The 21,533-nt window shown below is 26.0% G+C and carries 17 protein-coding genes and 1 tRNA gene; 13 read left to right on the forward strand and 5 right to left on the reverse strand.

Translation table 11 applies throughout. From position 1 onward, the window contains the following. Window positions 1-97: 97 nt before the first annotated feature. Genes accC through aroQ form a run of 3 tightly spaced genes read right to left on the reverse strand, consistent with a single transcriptional unit; the run spans window position 98 to window position 2,392 of the window. Window positions 98-1,441, reverse strand: coding sequence for an acetyl-CoA carboxylase biotin carboxylase subunit (gene accC / locus CRV12_RS02370; protein ID WP_136131046.1), 1,344 nt, complete (start codon window positions 1,439-1,441; stop codon window positions 98-100). An 8-nt stretch (window positions 1,442-1,449) separates the two neighbouring features. Next, window positions 1,450-1,914, reverse strand: coding sequence for an acetyl-CoA carboxylase biotin carboxyl carrier protein (gene accB, locus CRV12_RS02375; protein WP_136131047.1), 465 nt, complete (start codon window positions 1,912-1,914; stop codon window positions 1,450-1,452). 22 nt (window positions 1,915-1,936) lie between these two features. Further along, window positions 1,937-2,392, reverse strand: a complete 456-nt coding sequence (gene aroQ / locus CRV12_RS02380; protein ID WP_136131048.1) for a type II 3-dehydroquinate dehydratase — start codon at window positions 2,390-2,392, stop codon at window positions 1,937-1,939. 452 nt (window positions 2,393-2,844) lie between these two features. Between aroQ and mreB the strand changes: the two genes are divergently transcribed. From mreB to mdh, 4 genes are all read left to right on the forward strand, one after another. After that, window positions 2,845-3,888 carry a rod shape-determining protein MreB gene (gene mreB, locus CRV12_RS02385; protein ID WP_136131049.1) on the forward strand — a complete coding sequence of 348 codons (1,044 nt, stop codon included), beginning with the start codon at window positions 2,845-2,847 and terminating at the stop codon, window positions 3,886-3,888. 41 nt (window positions 3,889-3,929) lie between these two features. Next, the gene (mreC, locus tag CRV12_RS02390; RefSeq protein WP_136131050.1) at window positions 3,930-5,087 is read left to right on the forward strand and encodes a rod shape-determining protein MreC; all 1,158 of its coding nucleotides are present in this window, start codon (window positions 3,930-3,932) and stop codon (window positions 5,085-5,087) included. A gap of 2 nt (window positions 5,088-5,089) precedes the next feature. Continuing rightward, window positions 5,090-5,563 carry a rod shape-determining protein MreD gene (gene mreD, locus CRV12_RS02395; protein ID WP_241973766.1) on the forward strand — a complete coding sequence of 158 codons (474 nt, stop codon included), beginning with the start codon at window positions 5,090-5,092 and terminating at the stop codon, window positions 5,561-5,563. A gap of 138 nt (window positions 5,564-5,701) precedes the next feature. Further along, a complete protein-coding gene (mdh, locus tag CRV12_RS02400) occupies window positions 5,702-6,655 on the forward strand; it encodes a malate dehydrogenase (protein ID WP_136131051.1) in 954 nt (317 codons plus the stop codon). A 17-nt stretch (window positions 6,656-6,672) separates the two neighbouring features. On the opposite strand, the gene mscM is transcribed toward mdh, so the two are convergent. Together mscM and asd are read right to left on the reverse strand one after the other, a co-directional pair. Continuing rightward, window positions 6,673-10,032 carry a miniconductance mechanosensitive channel MscM gene (gene mscM, locus CRV12_RS02405; protein WP_199736635.1) on the reverse strand — a complete coding sequence of 1,120 codons (3,360 nt, stop codon included), beginning with the start codon at window positions 10,030-10,032 and terminating at the stop codon, window positions 6,673-6,675. A 12-nt stretch (window positions 10,033-10,044) separates the two neighbouring features. Then, complete coding sequence (asd, locus tag CRV12_RS02410) at window positions 10,045-10,938, reverse strand: archaetidylserine decarboxylase (RefSeq protein ID WP_241973767.1); 894 nt, start codon at window positions 10,936-10,938, stop codon at window positions 10,045-10,047. A gap of 450 nt (window positions 10,939-11,388) precedes the next feature. Here asd and orn point away from each other — a divergent pair, with 450 nt between their 5' ends. The 9 genes from orn to CRV12_RS02455 all read left to right on the forward strand — a co-directional run bounded on the left by orn (window position 11,389) and on the right by CRV12_RS02455 (window position 21,297). Then, on the forward strand, window positions 11,389-11,931 hold the full coding sequence (gene orn, locus CRV12_RS02415; RefSeq protein WP_241973769.1) for an oligoribonuclease: 543 nt from the start codon (window positions 11,389-11,391) through the stop codon (window positions 11,929-11,931). A gap of 116 nt (window positions 11,932-12,047) precedes the next feature. Beyond that, a tRNA-Gly gene (locus tag CRV12_RS02420) sits at window positions 12,048-12,123 on the forward strand. A gap of 249 nt (window positions 12,124-12,372) precedes the next feature. Continuing rightward, entirely contained in the window at window positions 12,373-13,875 is a 1,503-nt protein-coding gene (gene nnr / locus CRV12_RS02425) for a bifunctional ADP-dependent NAD(P)H-hydrate dehydratase/NAD(P)H-hydrate epimerase (RefSeq protein WP_420022062.1), read from the forward strand. After that, window positions 13,872-14,345, forward strand: coding sequence for a tRNA (adenosine(37)-N6)-threonylcarbamoyltransferase complex ATPase subunit type 1 TsaE (tsaE, locus tag CRV12_RS02430; RefSeq protein WP_136131053.1), 474 nt, complete (start codon window positions 13,872-13,874; stop codon window positions 14,343-14,345). Before nnr ends, tsaE begins: the two co-directional genes overlap by 4 nt. A 268-nt stretch (window positions 14,346-14,613) precedes the next feature. Continuing rightward, window positions 14,614-16,374, forward strand: a complete 1,761-nt coding sequence (gene mutL / locus CRV12_RS02435) for a DNA mismatch repair endonuclease MutL (RefSeq protein ID WP_136131054.1) — start codon at window positions 14,614-14,616, stop codon at window positions 16,372-16,374. Beyond that, window positions 16,367-17,308, forward strand: coding sequence for a tRNA (adenosine(37)-N6)-dimethylallyltransferase MiaA (gene miaA, locus CRV12_RS02440; protein WP_136131055.1), 942 nt, complete (start codon window positions 16,367-16,369; stop codon window positions 17,306-17,308). The genes mutL and miaA overlap by 8 nt, the downstream gene beginning before the upstream one ends. A 286-nt stretch (window positions 17,309-17,594) precedes the next feature. Beyond that, on the forward strand, window positions 17,595-18,767 hold the full coding sequence (gene hflK / locus CRV12_RS02445; RefSeq protein WP_136131056.1) for an FtsH protease activity modulator HflK: 1,173 nt from the start codon (window positions 17,595-17,597) through the stop codon (window positions 18,765-18,767). A 37-nt stretch (window positions 18,768-18,804) separates the two neighbouring features. Beyond that, window positions 18,805-19,779, forward strand: a complete 975-nt coding sequence (gene hflC, locus CRV12_RS02450) for a protease modulator HflC (RefSeq protein WP_136131057.1) — start codon at window positions 18,805-18,807, stop codon at window positions 19,777-19,779. A gap of 219 nt (window positions 19,780-19,998) precedes the next feature. Beyond that, window positions 19,999-21,297: an adenylosuccinate synthase gene (locus CRV12_RS02455; RefSeq protein ID WP_136131058.1), complete on the forward strand. Its 1,299-nt coding sequence runs from the start codon at window positions 19,999-20,001 to the stop codon at window positions 21,295-21,297. The last annotated feature ends 236 nt before the right edge of the window (window positions 21,298-21,533 follow it).

The raw sequence follows: 21,533 nt of genomic DNA on the forward strand, positions 1-21,533 counted from the left end.
ATGCCGAACTCAGAAGTGAAATGTCGTAGTGCCGATGGTAGTGTGGAGTTTCTCCATGTGAGAGTAGGAAACTGCCAGGCATTAATTATCTAATACATTAGTTTTGTTTGAAATTTTTATTAAGATAGTAGATATTAGTGTTGCCATTGATAAAATCTTTATCATGCATAATTTTATTATGTAAATTTATATTTGTTTTTATTCCATCAATTATAAGTTCAGATAAAGCATTTTTCATGCGTGCAATCGCTATATTTCTATTTTCTCCATAAGTTATTAATTTGCCAATCATTGAATCATAATAAGGAGAAATATTATATCCAGTATAAATATGTGACTCCCATCTTACTCCTAAGCCACCAGGAGCATGAAAGCGCTTTATTTTTCCTGTATTTGGTATGAAAGTATTTGAATCTTCAGCATTAATACGACATTCGATAGCGTGACCGCGAAATTGAATATCTTTTTGTTTTATCCATAATGTTTCATCATTAGCTATTCTGATCTGTCCTTTAATTAAATCAATATCAGTAATCATTTCTGTTAGTGTATGTTCAACTTGAATACGAGTATTTACTTCCATAAAATAAAAATGTTCTTGTTTATATAGAAATTCAAAAGTACCTACTCCTTTATAACCTATTTCAATAAATGTTTTAGAACAGAGTTCTCCAATATATTTTTTTAATTCTGATGAAATATTTAAGGCTGGTGATTCTTCTAGAAGTTTTTGATGTCTTCGTTGTATGGAACAATCACGTTCACCTAAATATAGGGCGTTTCCTTTACCATCAGCTATTACTTGAATTTCTATATGACGAGGGTTTTCTATATATTTTTCCATATAAATCATATCATTATTAAAAATTGATTTTGCTTCTATTTTAGTAATATTAATATATCTTTCTAGATCTTTTTTTTGATAAACAACGTGCATACCACGTCCACCACCACCTCTAGAAGCTTTAATGATTACTGGATAACCTATTTTATCTGCAATTTCATGATTTATTTTTATTTTATTGCTTAAAGGACCATCAGAACCAGGTATACATGGAATACCAAATGCTTTCATTGTACTAATAGCAGATATTTTATCTCCCATAAGACGAATAGTTTCTGCTTTTGGCCCAATAAATATAAAACCTGAACTTTCAACTTGTTCTGCAAAATCAGCATTCTCTGAAAGAAAACCGTAACCAGGATGAATAGCTGTAGCACCAGTAATTTCAGCAGCTGAAATAAGAGCAGGGATATTGAGATAACTTTTAATTAATTGTGCTGGTCCAATACAAATACTTTCATCTGCTAATAATACATGCTTAAGGTCTCTATCTATATCTGAGTGTACTGCTACAGTTTTAATATTCAGTTCTTTGCAAGCACGTAAAATACGTAATGCAATTTCTCCACGATTAGCAATAACTATCTTATCTAGCATTTGATATCCTAAGATTCAATAATAATTAGTGGTTCATTAAATTCAACTGGTTGTCCATTATCTACTAAAATTGCTTTCACTATTCCGGATATATCCGCTTCAATTCGATTCATCATTTTCATCGCCTCTACAATACATAAAACATCTCCTATATTAATTTCTTGACCTATTTCTATAAAAGCTTTATCTTCTGGATTAGGTGTTAAATAAAATATACCTACCATTGGTGAACGTACTATATAATTTGTATTTTGGTCAGTTTTTTGTTTTTTTAACTCCGATTGCTTAGATTGAATAATATCTTGAGAAATATTCGATGTATTCGTATTGAAACATTTTTGATTGTTTATAAAATCAATTTCTTTGCATATACGACTAATACTAATAGATTCCGTTTGTCCTGAAATTTTCAATTTAGATATATTATATTTTTCTGTCATCTCAATTAGTTTTTTTATTTTACGAATATCCATGTAAAAATTTTCCGTATTTTATTTATAAATTAATTTTAGAAAGTTGTTTTATTGCTATTTTTAGAGCCCACAAATAACTATCAGTTCCAAATCCACATATTATCCCCTCCGATATATCAGTAAAATAAGAAATATGACGAAATGGTTCACGAGAGTATATATTTGAAATATGTGTTTCAATAAAAGGAATATTTACCGCCAATAAGGCATCACGTAATGCTACACTTGTATGAGTAAATGCTGCAGGATTAATAAGAATATAATCCACATTATCATAAGCTTCATGAATACGATCTATTAATTTACATTCATTATTAGATTGCAAATGACTTAATCTTATGTTTAAAGTATTAGCGTATGCTTTTAGTTCTTTTAATATATTATCCAAATTAATATGACCATATTTTTTTGGTTCTCTTATCCCTAATAAATTTAAATTAGGTCCATTGAGAATCAATATATGAAATTTATATTCCATATGTTATATTTACTCCTGCAAAATAATTATTTTTAATAAGCTAAAAATTATATTTATATGATACATAATGTGTACAGAAACAATAAAAACTTATTTTAACAAAAAACCATTCTATGATACAATCAATCAAATAATTTTTATAAAAAATTCAAATAGTTTAATATAAAAACAAACACAAATTAATTTAATGTTATAAACTTGTATAATTCAATATTAAGTAGTAAGCTTAAATTTTAGTAACTTATATATTATTTTTTTATTTAATTTGTAATTGTAGTTATTAGATATCATATATTTTCGTTTTAAAAATATTTTAATAAAATTCAAATTAATAAAAAAATTATCTATAATAAATAATGTTTGATAATATATTTATAATTATTTAATAAATCATATTATCTTTTTTTTATTCATTAGTGTAGGATTTTTAATGTAAGGTTTTTTATTAAGATATGTTTAAAAAATTTCGTGGTATGTTTTCTAATGACTTATCTATTGACCTGGGTACTGCAAATACCTTGATTTACGTTAAAGGTCAAGGTATTGTATTGAATGAACCTTCTGTAGTTGCTATTAGGCAAGATCGTACTGGTTCACCAAAAAGTGTTGCTGCTGTAGGTTATGACGCTAAACAAATGCTTGGTAGAACACCAGGAAATATTGCAGCTATACGTCCTATGAAAGATGGTGTTATTGCTGATTTTTTTGTAACAGAAAAAATGCTTCAACATTTCATTAAACAAGTTCATAGTAACAGTTTTATGCGTCCTAGTCCCCGTGTATTAGTTTGTGTGCCTGTAGGAGCAACTCAAGTTGAAAGACGTGCTATTAGAGAATCTGCACAAGGTGCAGGTGCACGTGAAGTATTTTTAATAGAAGAACCAATGGCTGCTGCTATTGGTGCAGGTTTACCAGTTTCTGAAGCAGCAGGATCCATGGTTGTAGATATAGGAGGAGGTACTACTGAAGTAGCAGTAATATCTTTGAATGGAGTTGTTTATTCTTCTTCTGTTCGTATTGGCGGTGATAGATTTGATGAAGCAATTATTAATTACGTACGTCGTAATTACGGTTCATTAATAGGCGAAGCAACAGCCGAACGTATTAAACATGAAATTGGTTCAGCTTATCCATGTGATGAAGTAAATGAAATTGAAGTAAGAGGTCGTAATTTAGCAGAAGGTGTACCCCGCAGTTTTACACTGAATTCTAATGAAATTCTTGAAGCATTACAAGAACCTTTAACAGGCATTGTAAGTTCTGTAATGGTTGCATTAGAACAATGTCCTCCAGAGTTAGCCTCTGATATTTCTGAGCGTGGTATGATATTAACTGGTGGTGGTGCTTTACTGCGTAATTTAGAACGTTTATTGATAGAAGAAACTGGTATTCCAGTTATTATTGCTGACGACCCATTAACTTGTGTGGCAAGAGGTGGTGGTAAAGCATTAGAAATGATTGATATGTATGGTGGTGATCTATTTAGCGAAGAGTAACAGAATTTTAATTCATTTCTGTAAATTGATAATATAAAAAAATGAAGTTGAATTTTACAAAGTTTTTTTTTCTTAGATTGCGTCTTTTTTTTACGATATGCTTAGCTATTATAGTTATTATTATCGATTGTAAGGTAGGTTTATTTACTAAGATACGTAGTTATTATGAAATGTCTACAGGTTTATTTTGTTCATTAATAACACAACCTTATCAAGTTATAAATAATACATTAAAAAATTTTTATCAAAACAAACAAATTCAAATAGAAAATAAAAAACTACATTATGAATTATTTATAAAAAACAGTGACACTATTTTATTATCACAATATAAGAAAGAAAATGAAAAATTACGTAAACTATTAAATGCCACTTTAGATCATAATGAACGTGTAATGCTTAGCAGAATTATTTATACAACTTCTGTTCCGTTTGCTGATCAAGTGATAATAGATAAAGGTAAAATAGATGGTGTTTATAAAAATCAGCCTGTTATTACAGATAAAGGCGTTGTAGGACAAATCATTTCAGTCAATGATACTACTAGCCATGTGTTGCTATCTTGTAATTCTTTAAATGGAATTTCTGTAAAATTGTTACGTAATAATATTCAGGCAATTGCCTTAGGAAAAGGTTGTAATAATGATTTTCAACTAAAATATCTAATAAATAAAAATAACGATATTTATAATGATGATATTTATGACAGTAATAATGATATTAGTGATATCCACATTGGAGATATGGTAGTTACATCAAACTTAGATAATGATTTTCCAGAAGGTTACCCAGTTGGCGTAGTATCTTCGATAGAAAGAGACAAACAAAACTTTAATATATACATTCAAATTCATCCTTCTACTAATTTTAGAAATTTAAATTATTTATTATTATTATGGAAAAAAAATAATAATTCATCAACAAGAACTAAACCAATAGAAGATTCATCAACAAGAACTAAACCAATAGAAGATTCATCAACAAGAACTAAACCAATAGAAGATTCATCAACAAGAACTAAACCAATAGAAGATTCATCAACAAGAACTAAACCAATAGAAGATTCATCAACAAGAACTAAACCAATAGAAGATTCATCAACAAGAACTAAACCAATAGAAGATTCATCAACAAGAACTAAACCAATAGAAGATTCATCAACAAGAACTAAACCAATAGAAGTATTATATAAAGGTTAAATTTGAAAAATTATTATTTGTTTAATAACAGATCTATCTATCTATTTTTTATAGTAGTTTTTTTATTACAAATAATGCCTTGGCCAAATATAATTTATATGTTACGTCCTTCTTGGCTGTTAATGTTTCTTATATATTTAGTGCTATCTTTACCTCATTCTATTAATATCAGTAGTGGTTTTTTAATAGGTATACTTGTAGATATTACTGCGGGATCTACATTAGGTATTAGTTCTTTACCAATGAGTATTATAGCTTATTTTATTTCTATAAAATTTGAATTTATTAGAAATTCAAATTTATTGCAACAAGTTTTAATTGTTGTATTGATATCTATATTTATGAATTTAACAATATTTTTAATTGAATTTTTAGTGCTTGGAGTTTCGTTTAGATATGAAATTTTTTTAAATAGTATTATGAATGGTATGATTTGGCCATTTTTTTTACTATTAAAAAGATATCTTGATTATTAATTAATACTAATATATATAAATTACATTTGAATAACTAAGAAATACAAATAATAACAGTCATTAAAATAAATTATGTATTATAATGTCAAATATTTTAATGTATATAATAAATATTAAAATATTTGTAAGGAACTAAAAATGAAGATTTGTATTTTAGGTGCTGCTGGAAACATAGGTCAAGCCCTTGCACTATTATTAAAACTCAATATACCTAAAGATAAAGATTTAGAATTATGTTTATACGATATTAAAACTTCTGTATTGGGAATAACCTTAGAGCTTAATCATATTCCTAGTAATATAAAAGTAATAGGTTTTACTGGTACAAATGTAGCTCCAGCATTAAAAAATTCAGATATTATAATAATTGCAGCAGGAATACCTAGAAAACCAGGTATGGAACGTGCTGATTTATTTAATGTTAATGCTAAAATTATTCTTAATTTAATTGAACAAATAATTGTAAACTCTCCTAATGCTTTAATTGGTATCATTACTAATCCAGTAAATACTACTGTAGTTATTGCATCAGAGATGCTAAAGCAGTATGGATGTTACGATAAAAATAAATTATTTGGTATTACTACACTTGATATTATTCGTGCTAATCAATTAGTTATTGATATTAAAGGGAAAAAAATAAATGATACTAATGTACCAGTTGTAGGTGGACACTCTGATAAAACTATTTTACCTTTATTATCGCAATTGAAAAATGTTATTTTCACTGATCAAGAAATAATTGAAATTACTAGGCGTATCCAAAATGCGGGTAGTGAAGTAGTAAAAGCTAAAGACGGTAATGGTTCTGCATCTTTATCAATGGCTTATGCAGCTACACGATTTTGTTTATCATTAATAAAAGCTATTCAAGGTAAAAACAATATCTTGGAATATGCATATATTGAAGGTGATGGAAAATATACAAGATTTTTTTCTCAACCATTTTTACTTGGAAAAAGCGGTGTTATACAATATAAGGAAATAGGTATTTTAAGTAATTTTGAACAAAAAATTCTAGATAATATTATTAATCATTTAAATAAAGATATTTTATATGGAGAATTATTTGCAAAAAAATATTTTAGTTAATTGCATTTTTTAATTAACTAATTTGATTGAAAAAAATTACTATTAAAAATTCTATTTTTAAAAGACTTTCCTTTTATTGATTCCACACGCATTTGAAATGGAGGAAAAGGTATTATTATATTATTTTGTGTAAATTTATCTATAATTAATTGATTTAATTCATGACGTAATGGCATACGATGTCCCATTTCTGCTACATATACACGTAATTCAAATAACAATACTCCTTGTTGTAAATCTACTAAAAACACTTCTGGTGCAGGTGTTTTTAAAACATAATTACAGCACTCAGCTGCATGTTTTAATATTTTTGTTATTTTATCACTATTGTTAATACTTAATGCTGGAATAGTTAAAACTACACGTGTAACCGAATCTGACAGTGACCAATTTACAAATTGTTCAGTTATAAAAGCTTTATTTGGCACTATTATTTCTTTACGATCCCAATCAGTAATAGTAGTAGCGCGTGTGCTAATTCTAGTAATACTACCAGTTAATTCACGTATAGTAACAGTATCACCAATTCGTATTGGTCTTTCAAATAAAATAATTAATCCAGATATACAATTAGCAAAAATTTCTTGTAAACCAAAACCCAATCCAACACCTAATGCTGCAACTAACCATTGTAATTTAGACCATTCAATACCAATTACAGAAAAACCAAATAATCCACCAAGTATGATTGTAATATATTTAGTTATTGTAGAAATAGCATAATTAGTACCTGGTCTTAAATTTAAATGTTGGAGTAATACTAGTTCAATTAAAGCTGGCATATTACGAACTAATTGTAGAGTTATAATAAATGTTAAAACAGCAACTAATAATGCACCAAGCGTAATTGGATGATAATTTCCACTTCCTTGAACTGAACTATTTGTATTCCACAATAAAATATTGTCAAAGAAACCGAGAGCTAAATGTATTTCTGACCATGAATATATTAACAATACTAATGCTACCAACATTAATATCCATCTTACAAGTTTCAATGATTGTGCACTAATTATATCTAAATTTACTACTGGTTCTTCTATCTCTATAGAATCTGCATTTTGCATACTTTGTTCTTTTTCTTCTTCAGTACGAGCTCTAAGAGCAAGTATTTCTGCTCTTTTCTGTTTAGCACGATCAAAACTTAATTTACGATGTTGAATAAGCATCCAACGACGAATAATATGATATACTATTAGCAGTAAAAACCAAATGATATTTGATATTTCTATATGAAATAAGATTGCTTTAGCCGTTGATAAATAACCTAATGCAGAAGTAATTGCAGCAATAATTGGAACTATAATTATAATATTCCATATTGTATTATTTATAAAGTTATTAGTATTTCCATTTTTATTAACATAGAGTGGCACTTGAGATTTTTTTAAACTCAAACTTCCTATGCTGATAGTAGTACATATAAGAATGAAACATAAGCGGCCTAAAGATGAAGATAAATTATGTTCTTCTAAATTATCGATTATAGTTAACAAAACAACCAGTGGTAAAATGAAATATAAAGTTATTAAATAATTTTTGATACCACGATTAACTAAAATTTGTGACCAACGAAAATGCATTATAAATAAACCGTTTGGTCTGGAAAATGTATTTATAATTATAAAGGTTGTTAATATAGGTACAGTATTGATGATACCATCACCTATAGCAATTATAATAGGATAAGATGAAGATTGTTGTAAACCATAACCTATTTGTAACCACATTATAGGAATAGATAAAGACATTATAATAGACCAAAATACAGCACGAATAGTTAACATAAATCGGTCTTGTGTTACTTTACCTACTTTACTAGCTGAAAGTTCTAAAAAAGCGTCATATTTATGGCGTAAGCTAAAATTTAAAATAACTAAAAACAGTGCACCTAAAATTGGTAATAATGTTTTTATATGAAAAATGGTTTCAACTATACCTGCTTTAAGATGTTTTAATATATTTAAAGATAGTAGATATTTTATATCACTTATCACTTTAATTAAATTAGTAGAATCAATTGGATTTGTATCAGCGATCCAAAAAAGACGTTCTTGTGATAATTTTTTTACCTTTTTTAAAGCATCTTGTAATTGTATTGTTGATGTTTTTAATTTAGTATTTTCTATAATTAGGCTATCACATCCGGAAATTAATAAATTAATTAATTCATGTTGTATAAAAATTTGTTTATTAAATATTTTTTTAATAAAATCTTTTTTTGAACTACTAAAAATACGTATTTTTTCTTTTTGAACTAAATTTTCTTTATTATCTACTAAATATTCATAATGTAGACGTTGTAAACGTGTTTTTATGATATCTTGATCAATTTGTTTTAATTTAGGTATTTCAGGTAATTGTGCTATACGTAGTCTTAAAGTTTCACTTAGTAAAATAGAGTAATTTAATCCATTTGATTGTTCACTTAGCATGAAATTTAAATATTTAACTTTATTTATTTGGTTATCAATTAATTTTTGTTGATATTGTATTGTATTCATTAATTGAATTTGGTCACCTAAAGCACTAGATAAATCTTGATTTGTAATCATATCATTTAAAACCAATTTTACTGATAATTGATTATTTTTATTATGATTGTTCAATTTTTTTATAATTTCTTCTATTGGTTTTGTTTGATGTTGATTTTTTATTTTAAAACGTAGATATTTTAAATAATTATTTAAATACATTGCTTTAAGTTGATGAATTTTTGCACGTATACGTGCTAATTTTTGACGATTATTAGCTGACAATTGTTCCAATTCTAATTCATTAGCATATAGTTCGTTATTATTGTTTTCTTTTTGACGTATAATTAATTTTTGATCGTTTGAGAATACAATTTTATTTTCTATTAAGTTTTTATTCTCTTCTATGTTATTTTTATATATTAAATTTCTTGTTTCAGTGATTCTTTGAGGTAATGTCGATAATGAATTATTAATTTCATGAATTTTTTCTTGTTCTATTTGAGATTGACGTCCTTCTTCTATTAATTGTAAAATAACTTGCATGATCTCTTGATCTAATTTATTCGTCTTCTTATTGTTTAAATTTATTTTACCTATTCTTTTTAAATTATAAATTTGTTGTCTCAACACATAATTTAATTTAGGAAATAAATTAATAATTTTTTTATATTTTTTTATATTATCGATATAATTATTCTGGTGATGAACGAAATCTTGATTGTTTTTAGAGAATAAAAATTTTTTGTTCATTTGATTTGAAGAATTATTTGCAATTGTTATATTTTCTTCTTGTTTTTTTAATTGATAGAAATCAGAAATATTAATCGCAAATATTGATTTGTTAATACATAAAGCCATAATAATAAATATAATTACACGTATACTTGGTAATATGTACATGTTACTTATCTTTTATGAACAAAAAGTAATTTTAGGAATTATAGGTAATTTAATTGCTAAAGGTTCGCCTAACAGGATATTTTTTTTAGGTTCTAGTTCTTTAATAAATTGTATACGACCTGGAGTAAATAAATTTACTACAGTTGAACCAATCTTAAACATCCCCATTTCTTGACCTTTAAGCAGTTTTATAGCATTTTTATTATTAGCATCAGGATAGTACCATTTTTTAATAACCCTACCACGTGGCGGAATTATAGTTCCTGCCCATACAGTTTCAATACTTCCTACAATTATAGCACCTATCATGATCTGGATTAATGGTCCAATATAAGTATCAAAATAGCAAATTACTCTCTCGTTAAGAGCAAATAGATTAGGAATATTATATACATTTATTAAGTTTACCGAATATAAACAACCTGGTACATATGTCATTTCACGTAGTACTCCGTCACATGGCATATGAACACGATGGTAGTTATTAGGTGAAAGGTAAATAGTAATAAAATCACCATTGAGGAACTTTGCAGACATAATTTTGTCACCAGCTAGAAGTGCATCGATAGTATAGTAGTGATTTTTAGCTTGAAGTAGCTTATTACCTTTGATATATCCAATTTGAGTAATTTTCCCATCAACTGGTACAGTTATTATATATGGATTAGGATCTATCGGGCGTAATTGTGTTTTAAGAATACGAACAAAAAAACTATTAAAAGTTGAATATTCATTACTATGTGATTTAATACACTCAGATAAACTTATTTTATAAAAACTAATAAAAAATTCAATCATTAATCGTGTAACCAAACCAAACTTGTTACTAGCAAACCAACCTAAAATTCCAGTAATCCATTTTTTTAGAAAATCACTAGTAAAATAAATTTTTAAACTATTAAACACCCTATATCCTGTTTATATACACTAAACATATAATTTTTACTAATATTATGTGATTTTTAGTTAAATTTATTAAAAAATAAGAAATTAATTATAGTTGGAATATTTAATTACACACATACGCAAAATTAATGAAGTATTAATTAAATATTTAATACTTTATCGAATACAATATTACCAACATATCAACGTATTCAATTACAAATTTTGCTTATCAAACGAAATCAAATTAATTAAAAAAACTAATATTAATTTCAACATATTATTTTGATGTTACAATTAAACTCATATTATAGCATAATAATATTATATTGATATTTTTAATGTTGTTTAATGATATTTAATTAAAAAATAATAGATCTAAAAATTATTTAACCTATTATATAATAATAAATTATTAATAAAATTACAAAGCATATCTGAACACAATTATTATAATTGATATTTATGAAAATTAAAGATAACGAAAATAAATTAATATGGATAGATTTAGAAATGACTGGATTGAATCCAGAACAGGATCGTATCATTGAAATTGCTACAATAATAACTGATATAAATTTAAATATTTTAGCAAAAGGTCCAATAATAGCAGTGTATCAACAAAATGAACATCTTCAACAAATGGATAATTGGAATCTAAGAACACATGCTAATAGTGGATTATTAGACAGAGTAAAAAAAAGTACATTCACAGAAAAAAGCGCTGAAAAAGCTACAATCACATTTTTGAAAAAATGGGTGCCAGCAAAAAAATCCCCTATGTGTGGTAATAGCGTCGGCCACGATCGTCTTTTTTTATGTAATTATATGTCTGAATTAGAAAAATATTTTCATTATCGTTGTATTGATGTAAGCACCTTAAAAGAATTAGCATATCGTTGGAAGCCAGAGATTCTATTAAATAGAAAAAAAACCTGTTCACATAGTGCATTAAATGATATAATTGAGTCAATAGAAGAATTGAAATATTACCGTAAATATTTATTGAATTAAATATATAATTTCATTGGATATTTCAGTAACAATATTCGTATTGTAAAATAAAACATTTTATTGCAACAGTAAGATCTTTTTTTAAAACAGATTAAACTAGGTTAAGAAATCATTTTGCGGGAATAGCTCAGTTGGTAGAGCACGACCTTGCCAAGGTCGGGGTCGCGAGTTCGAGTCTCGTTTCCCGCTCCATGTGTTTTAATAAGTTGATTATCATTTAATTTGTCTAAAATCTAATATTTTATCTTGTTTTTTATGTCAAAAAATTAAAATTGTATTATATTTTTAATATAAAAATGTATTAAATTAGCATTAAAACGAATTAAATTAACCTTTTCTTAATAATTTTTACATGTCTATATTTTAATTGTATAATTTAACGTAAATATATGATCTTTTTTAGATATAAATTCAATCAATTAACACTTGGAGATTATATTTTTGGTTGAAAAAAATCGCTTACCGTATTCTGTATGGCCTATAAAATCATTAAATAAATTAGAAGTTGATGCTGCTTGTTATTTAAATATTAGTTTATATGAGATTATGTTACGTGCTGGAAATGCTATTTGCAACCATATCAGCAAATATTGGCCTGATGCAATAAATTGGTTATTTTTATGCGGACATGGAAATAATGGAGGAGATGGTTATGTAGCAGCTCGTATAGCCAAAATATCTGGAAAAAAAGTAACATTAATTTCATATAGTAACGAAATAAAAGATTTGTCTAGAGAAGCTCAAATTGCTTATAACGAATGGATATCAATAGGTGGAAAAATTCATGAAGTAGATGCAAAATGGCCTGATAAAATAGATATAATTATTGATGCTTTATTAGGTACTGGTATTAATCGTGTCCCTAATTCTGCTTATTCTAGTTTGATAAAAAAAGCAAATTTACATTCGGCTCCCATTTTGTCTGTAGATATACCTTCTGGATTATTTGCCTCTAATGGTAATGTACTAGGAAATGCTATTTATGCTTCACATACTTTATCTTTTATTACTTTAAAACCAGGACAACTTATTGGAAAAGCAAGAGATTTCATTGGAGAATTGCATTATATCGATTTGGGATTATCATCTTTTTTCTTAAACAAAAAAGCACCTATATTACGTTTTGATTCCAGTTGTTTATCATATTGGTTAAAACCGCGTAGACCAACATCACATAAAGGTGACTATGGTAAACTACTATTCATTGGTGGCAATATTGGAACAGCAGGTGCAATATTTATGGCGGCAGAAGCAGCACTTAGAACAGGAGCTGGATTAGTAAAATTATTAACATATAAGGAAAATATTGCTCCTATCGTTGGTACACGACCTGAAATTATGATAGATGATATTAAGAATGAATATGTATTAAAAGAATCTCTATTATGGGCAGATATAATCATTATTGGTCCAGGTTTAGGTAATAATAATTTAGCAAAAGATATACTGAACAAAGTATCTTTAAGTAAAAAACCTATGATTTGGGATGCTGATGCATTAAATTTTCTATCTACAACTAAAGATAAATGTTGCAACCGAATAATAACACCTCATTCAGGTGAAGCTAGTCGCTTACTTAATTGTAGTCTTGATGAAATTGAAAAGGATCGTTTATATACTGCAAGATGTTTGAGTAATCAATACGGTGGTATTGTGGTACTAAAAGGTGCAGGAACTATCATTGTTGAAGAAGGCAAAATTGCTATTGCTGATGTTGGTAACGCAGGTATGGCTTCTGGTGGTATGGGCGATATATTAACCGGAATTATAGCTGCCTTAGTAGGTCAACAATTAACATTGTTCGATGCTGCTTGTGCAGGTTGTATAGTACATGGTACTGCAGCAGATGAATTAGCTTCTAATCGTGGACTAAGAGGTATACTGGCGACAGATTTATTTAAAATTCTATGGAAATTTATTAATCCTGATATAAAAAAAATATGAAAAATTATTTTTTAAATTTATCTTGTGAAAAAAAAACCATTGAATTAGGAAACGAGTTAGGTTTGTTATGTTATAATCAACCAGTTAATATCTATCTTTATGGTGATCTTGGATCAGGAAAAACTACTTTCGTTCGTGGTTTTTTAAGAGCATCAGGTTATTATGGTATCGTGAAAAGTCCAACATATACATTTGTTGAATCCTATAAAGTATATGACATATTATTATATCATATCGACCTATACCGTATTAATAATCAATGTGAATTAGATTCAATAGGTATTTGCGAATATTTTGGTAATACAATTTGTTTAGTAGAATGGCCTCAATGTGGCAAAGGTATGCTACCATTACCTGATCTAAAATTAGTATTTCATTACATAGGTGATAAGAGAAAAGTGCAATTGATCGCATATTCATCTTTTACTAAATATTTGCTCGAAGAATTATATTACTTAAGAAATAAATAAGGCAACAAAATAATCTATTATAATTTCAAATAATTATATTTATTTTATTGAATAAATTTACAAATAATTTTAAATAAAGTTGCATATTATAATCTAAATGATAAATATATTCACATTGTTTAATTAATTTGTTCCAAAAAATTAAAACAGAAATATAAAGAAAGTATTTATATATAAACATATTAAATAAAATTAGATTTGTAAAAAACAAAAAATTAGTGTTTAACGGAAATATTATAATATTTTTTAATTTTAAATATTATTGGTTATGTCAATTAAAATTTTACCTCCTCACATAGTTAATCAAATTTCAGCCGGTGAGATTATTGAACGTCCTGCATCGGTTGTTAAGGAACTTATGGAAAATAGTCTTGATGCTGGTGCTAATCGTATTGATATTAATATTAATCAAGGAGGTACAAAATTAATCCAAATTCAAGATAATGGTTGTGGAATAATTAAAAATGAGCTATGTATAGCTTTACAAAGATATGCAACTAGTAAGATTAGATATGCAAAAGATTTAGAAGAAATCAAAACTTTAGGTTTCAGAGGGGAAGCATTAACTACTATTAGTTCTATTTCTCGTTTAACTTTAACTTCACAAACAATAAATCAAAAACAAGCATGGCAAATTTATACAGAAGGTATTCAATCAAACATAAAAATAAAACCAGCAACACACCCTGTTGGAACTACAATTAAAGTTTTTGATTTGTTTTATAATACTCCTGTACGTCGAAAACTTATGAAAACTGAAAAAATTGAGTTTAATTATATCGATTTAATATTAAATCAAATATTATTAGCTCGTTTTGATATTACCATTTCATTAAGCCATAATGGAAATTTGATATATTACCAACCATCAGTAGTGACTGAAAGTGAAACAAAAAGAAGATTAATATCTATTTGCGGAATCGATTTTGTAAAAAATGCTTTTTATATTGATTATCGACGTGATAATTTATTTTTGCATGGTTGGATGTCAGCAATAAATATTTGTATGTCACATAAAACTTTACAATATTGTTATGTTAATGGAAGAATTGTAAAAAACAAGATAATAACAGATGCTATTAAGCAAGCATATCAATCTATATTACAAAACAATAAAAAAATGTCTTATATAATTTATTTAGAAATCGATCCCAATCAAGTCAACGTAAATATTCATCCATCAAAAAAAGAGGTTTGTTTTTACCAATCCGGCTTAATTCATAATTTCATTATTCAAGGTGTTACTGATTTATTAAAAAATATTTTTGAAAAAACAAAGATAAATATATCTTGTGTTAAAAACCATAAATATCAATTAAAAATAAATAATAATCATTTAAAAAGTAACAATTTTTTTTCTTTACCAGATTGGTATTATGAAGATGATATATTAAATTTAAAAAATAAGCAAATTAAAACAAATTATGATAATCATATTTCAATTTATAAATCCCCAATTTTAAAAACTTATTCAAAAATATTTGGTCAATTACTTACTATATTGAAAAATCGTTATGCAGTACTTAAAAAAAATCAGCAATTACTATTAATGTCACTATCTACAGCTTTACGTTATTTAAAACAAGAACAATTACATCATAACAAAATTAAATATAAAACGACTCCTCTAATAATCCCATTAAAAATGAAAATTAATGAATATTACCTTAAAATTATTCTAGAAAATTATGAGTTAATAAAAAAAACAGGAATATTATTTCAAATAGAAAGAGATACATTAAACTTATATTCAGTGCCTTCAACTTTACATAAATATAGATTGAAAAATTTAATTTTTGAGATGTTGGAATATTTGAATAAACAAAAAAACACTTCTGATAAACAGCTATTTTATTGGTTATTAAGTTATTCAGACAGCAATGAAAATATAGATTGGGATATTTTAAAAGTCAATATCTTATTGGCTGAAATTGAATATTTCTGCCCATATTTGATAAATAATATGCCTTCTGATTTAATACAACATATCAATATTAACAATGCAATAGATACATTAAATCATGGTTAAATTAAATAATGTTAAGCATACAAAAGTTATCTGTTTATTGGGACCAACTGCTTCAGGAAAAACTAATTTAGCAATTAAATTACACGAAATATTACCAATTGATCTAATAAGTGTGGATTCAGCATTAATATACCGTCAAATGAATATTGGCACAGGAAAACTTTCTCCACAAGAATTAAATTCAACTCCCCATCGCTTACTGGATATAAAAGACCCTGCTGAATGCTATTCGGCAGCAGCCTTTAGACATGATGCACTGATAGAAATAGAAGATATATTAAAAAGGGGTCGTATTCCTTGCCTGGTTGGTGGAACTATGTTTTATTTTAAAACATTAATTGAAGGATTATCAATTTTACCACCAGCTGATTTTAATATTCGTAACGAAATTGATAAAATAGCACATGAAAAAGGTTGGGATTTTTTATATGGTAAATTATGTAAAATAGATCCTATATCTGCAAATTACATTCATCATCATGATTTACAAAGAATTAAAAGAGCATTAGAAATATTTTATATTTCTGGCAAAACCTTTACTGATATGAAAAGTACATTCATGGAACCACTACCATATAATTTATACCAATTTGGCATGATCCCTTATAGCCGTGAGTTATTACATAAACGTATTGAATTACGTTTTAAACAAATGTTAGCATTGGGATTTGAAACTGAATGCAGAAAATTATTTGCAAGAGGAGATTTACATATAAATATGCCTTCTGTTCGTTGTGTTGGTTATCGCCAAATGTGGTCTTATATACATAATGAAATAAATTATGATGAGATGGTTGATAAAGGAATTTGTGCAACAAAACAGCTTGCTAAACATCAAATGACTTGGATGCGTAAATGGAAAAATATTCATTTGTTAAGTGATAATATTAAATTAGCTATTAATTCAATATTAAAAATATTATTTGGAAAATAATTCGTTTAGTAATACATTTCTTTACCTAAATTATAAATATAGCTAAATGTTTTATATTAATATTTAGTATGTTCTTATAATTCGACAATATTATTTTTTCGAATTAATCAAAATGATTTTTTAATATAGTAAAACATTAATTTGTTATTTAATAGTAATTACATAACATCTTCTGGTGATTTTTTAACTAATTTTGTTATCATATTAAGACATATTTAACTAGTAATTACAAATAGTATGTATTATATAATTGTATAACATAAAAACAAAAAATGGAGTGGAGGAAATGACGTGGAATCAGTCTGGAAATAATAATCAGGATCGTGATCCATGGAAAGGTGAGAAAAATAATAAATCAAATATAAATATTTTCAATTTAGGGAATACATTTAAAGAATTAGTAAAAAATATTATTGGATTAAATAATAATAAAAATAATAACATCAAACAATCTGATATTATAGCGAATCAATTAATTTTTATAATGTCAATTTGTGTGTTATGTATTTGGATATTAAGTGGATTTTACACTATTAAAGAAGCAGAATGTGGCGTATTGACTCGTTTTGGTAAATTTAATAACATAGTTACACCAGGATTAAATTGGAGATTAAATTTCATAGATCAAGTTGAAATTATTAATGTAAAAAAAATACGAGAATTAAATACCTCAAATCTTATGTTAACTTCTGATGTAAATTTAATAAATACGGAAATTAATTTAAAATATGTAATTACTAATCCCAAATATTATTTATATTCAATGATAAATATTGAAGACAGCTTATTAAAAGCCACCAATAGTGCATTACGTAGCATTATAGGAAGAACAAATATAGAAAATATTTTATTTAAAAATTCCAGTATTATTTGCCGTGATACAAAACATCAAATTAACAAAATTATTCATCCCTATAACATGGGCATTAATATACTAGATGTTAATATTAAAAAGATAAATATTCCTGAAGAAGTTAAAACAGCATTTGAAAGTATAAATAAAGCAAAAGAAAATAGAATCCAATTAATATTGAATGCAAAAAATTATTCAAATAAAATTCAAATGATTGCTAAAAATAAAGCATATCATATCATTAAAAAAGAACAAATATATCAGGAAAATAGATTATTAAAAACTACCGGAGAAATTGCAAGAATTTTAAAACTACTGCCAGAATACAAATCTCATCCTAAAATTCTTAGAGAACTTTTGTATCTTGAAACAATCAAAAACATCTTAAACAATACCAGAAAAATTTTGATTGACAGTAATAAACATAAAATATTATTTTTATCTGAATCATTATTAAATGATGATTTAAATTGTATAAATAAAACAAAATCTGCTGAACATAATATTAAAAAATTATTATCTACTAATAATACCATTTATCATTCGAATAAAAAATTCCATAATACTGAAAATATTATAGAAAAACGCAAAAAAACATGCAATTAGAAATAACATTAAGCGTAAATATAGAGAGAATTGATTCATGCGTAAACAAATAATCATAATAACAACTATAACCTTAATAATATTTCAATTCTCATTATTTATAGTAAATGAAGATCAAAAAGCTATTTTGATACGTTTTACTAAATTAGTAAAAGATCAAAATAATACCGCTGTATTGTTAGAACCAGGTTTGCATTTTAAAATTCCATTTGTTGACGTTGCTAAAACCTTAGATACCCGTATTCACAGTATGAATATAAAAGCAACTCATTTATTTTCTAAAGAACAAAAAGAAATTATAGTCGATTATTATATTAAGTGGCGTGTTAGTAATTTTGAAAATTATTACACATCTACAGGAGGTAATGCTTTACAAATAGAAAAATTATTAAATCTTATATCTAATGATGTTATACGGATTCAAATAGCTAAATTAAATATTAAAGATATTATAAATGATTTAAATAATAAATTAACTATAAATGTTCGTAATGCTTTAAATGATATTAATACAAATCAACGACAACTAATTAAAAAATCAATCAATAACAAAATAATTTTTAATAAAATTAATAAATTAATATTACATTTTGATACTACTAAATTGCTAGGTATTAAAGTGATTGATATACAAATCAATAATATTACTTTACCACATAATGAATTAAATTATGTATTTAATAATATTCGTTCTGAACGTTATTTATTAGCCCAAAATGAACTTTTAGATGGTCAAAATAAATCACAAAAATTAAAAAATCAAGCGGATTACAAAGCAATCCTTATGCTTAATCAAGCAAAAAATGATGCATTAATGATTGGTGTTAAAAATGATTTAAAGATATCAAAAATGCTTACCAATGCATTTGGTAAGAACATAGAATTTTACATCTTTATTCACAGTTTAAAAAATTATAAAATGATTGTGGATAAGACCAAAGACCTAATAGTATTAAGCTTGAATAGTGATTTTTTTAAATACATTAAAAATCCTTTTAATAAGATGAATTAAAAATTAATAATTATTAAATAATAAATGGTTTGAAATTAAATAAATTTAGTATATTACCAGTATTAAATTAATGTCACTCTATTAATTAGATTAATAAAATTTAATTTTTATATATTAATCAGATATTTTGAATGTACTAAAAAATTAGTATTTAATAAGTTACATTTTTATCTCAAAATAAAAAATAATCTACTTGCGATTAATAGGTGGTTGTAATAAATGTTTAAAAATATTGTAATACTAGGAACACAATGGGGTGATGAAGGAAAGGGTAAGATTGTAGATCTTTTAACAGAAAAAGCAAATTATGTAGTTAGGTATCAAGGTGGACATAATGCTGGTCATACACTTGTAATTAATGGTAAAAAAACCATACTTCACTTAATTCCTTCTGGAATTTTAAGAGATAATGTAACAAGTGTTATTGGTAATGGTGTAGTAATATCTCTAGAAGAACTAATGAAAGAAATAAAATTTTTAGAAAATCGTAATATTCCAGTATTGAAACGTTTATTGCTCTCTATATCATGTCCTCTTGTTTTTCAATATCATATAGAAATGGATTTAGCTAGAGAAAAATTTAGAGATATTAAAGCAATTGGTACTACTGGGCGTGGTATAGGTCCAGCATATGAAGATAAAATATCTCGTCGTGCTTTATGTGTTGGTGATCTTTTTGATAAAAATAGTTTTGCTAATAAGTTAAAAGAAATCATAGATTATTATAATTTTCAATTAGTAAATTATTTTAAGTCAAATTCAGTAAACTATAATAAAATATTGAAAGAAACAATGTTGCTTGCAGATTATATAAATAATATAGTGGTAGATGTTCCAGAAATTTTGAATAAGGCTGTAAATCGTGGTGAGATTATCATCTTTGAAGGTGCACAAGGTGCTATGTTAGATATAGATCATGGTACTTATCCATATGTTACATCTTCTAATACTACAATAGGAGGAGTTTTAACCGGTACAGGTATTGGCCCATTTCATATAAATTATATAATGGGTATTACGAAATCTTATTCTACAAGAGTAGGTGCAGGTCCATTCCCAACGGAATTAAATAATAAAACAGGCGATTTCCTATGTCATCAAGGACAAGAATTTGGATCTACTACTGGTCGCAGGCGCCGTACTGGTTGGTTAGATTGCGTACTATTACGTCGCTCAATACAGATAAATTCAATTTCAGGTTTATGTCTAACTAAATTAGATATATTAGATAATTTGGATGAAATAAAAATTTGCGTAGCCTATAGTATGCCAGATGGTAGTAAGTTGTTCAATACGCCTCTAACTATAGAAAATTGGGAAAAAATAAAACCGATATATGAAACTTTACCAGGATGGAATCAATCAACATTTGGCGTTAAGAAGTTGAATAAAATACCAAAATTTGCTCGTAATTACATAAATCGTATAGAAGAATTAGTTAGTATTCCTATTGATATTATTTCTACTGGTCCTGATAGACTAGATACTATAATAATACGTGATCCTTTTGGTATATAAATATTAAAAATAAAATTATCGTAATACATTTTATTTATTATTTTAAATAAATTATTAAATATAAAATGAGTATGATAAAAATATTAACCATGCATAATGATTATAAATGTCTAAATAATATTTAATTATAATAAGGATTTATTGACATATAAGATTATACGGATAATATTACAATTATTTCAAATAAGGATTGTTATGTATTTTAGTACATTAAGAATATCATTAATACTATTTAA

Origin of the sequence: Candidatus Pantoea edessiphila (genome assembly GCF_002933315.1) — a bacterium.
Classification (GTDB): domain Bacteria; phylum Pseudomonadota; class Gammaproteobacteria; order Enterobacterales; family Enterobacteriaceae; genus Pantoea_C.

What these genes read in the sequence shown, in the direction of transcription:
- mutL (WP_136131054.1), top strand. Translation starts at nt 14,614, where the DNA reads ATGTCAATTAAAATTTTACCTCCTCACATAGTTAATCAAATTTCAGCC.
- accB (WP_136131047.1), bottom strand. Translation starts at nt 1,914, where the DNA reads ATGGATATTCGTAAAATAAAAAAACTAATTGAGATGACAGAAAAATAT.
- tsaE (WP_136131053.1), top strand. Translation starts at nt 13,872, where the DNA reads ATGAAAAATTATTTTTTAAATTTATCTTGTGAAAAAAAAACCATTGAA.
- hflC (WP_136131057.1), top strand. Translation starts at nt 18,805, where the DNA reads ATGCGTAAACAAATAATCATAATAACAACTATAACCTTAATAATATTT.
- mdh (WP_136131051.1), top strand. Translation starts at nt 5,702, where the DNA reads ATGAAGATTTGTATTTTAGGTGCTGCTGGAAACATAGGTCAAGCCCTT.
- aroQ (WP_136131048.1), bottom strand. Translation starts at nt 2,392, where the DNA reads ATGGAATATAAATTTCATATATTGATTCTCAATGGACCTAATTTAAAT.
- mscM (WP_199736635.1), bottom strand. Translation starts at nt 10,032, where the DNA reads ATGTACATATTACCAAGTATACGTGTAATTATATTTATTATTATGGCT.
- miaA (WP_136131055.1), top strand. Translation starts at nt 16,367, where the DNA reads ATGGTTAAATTAAATAATGTTAAGCATACAAAAGTTATCTGTTTATTG.
- hflK (WP_136131056.1), top strand. Translation starts at nt 17,595, where the DNA reads ATGACGTGGAATCAGTCTGGAAATAATAATCAGGATCGTGATCCATGG.
- CRV12_RS02455 (WP_136131058.1), top strand. Translation starts at nt 19,999, where the DNA reads ATGTTTAAAAATATTGTAATACTAGGAACACAATGGGGTGATGAAGGA.
- accC (WP_136131046.1), bottom strand. Translation starts at nt 1,441, where the DNA reads ATGCTAGATAAGATAGTTATTGCTAATCGTGGAGAAATTGCATTACGT.
- mreC (WP_136131050.1), top strand. Translation starts at nt 3,930, where the DNA reads ATGAAGTTGAATTTTACAAAGTTTTTTTTTCTTAGATTGCGTCTTTTT.
- mreB (WP_136131049.1), top strand. Translation starts at nt 2,845, where the DNA reads ATGTTTAAAAAATTTCGTGGTATGTTTTCTAATGACTTATCTATTGAC.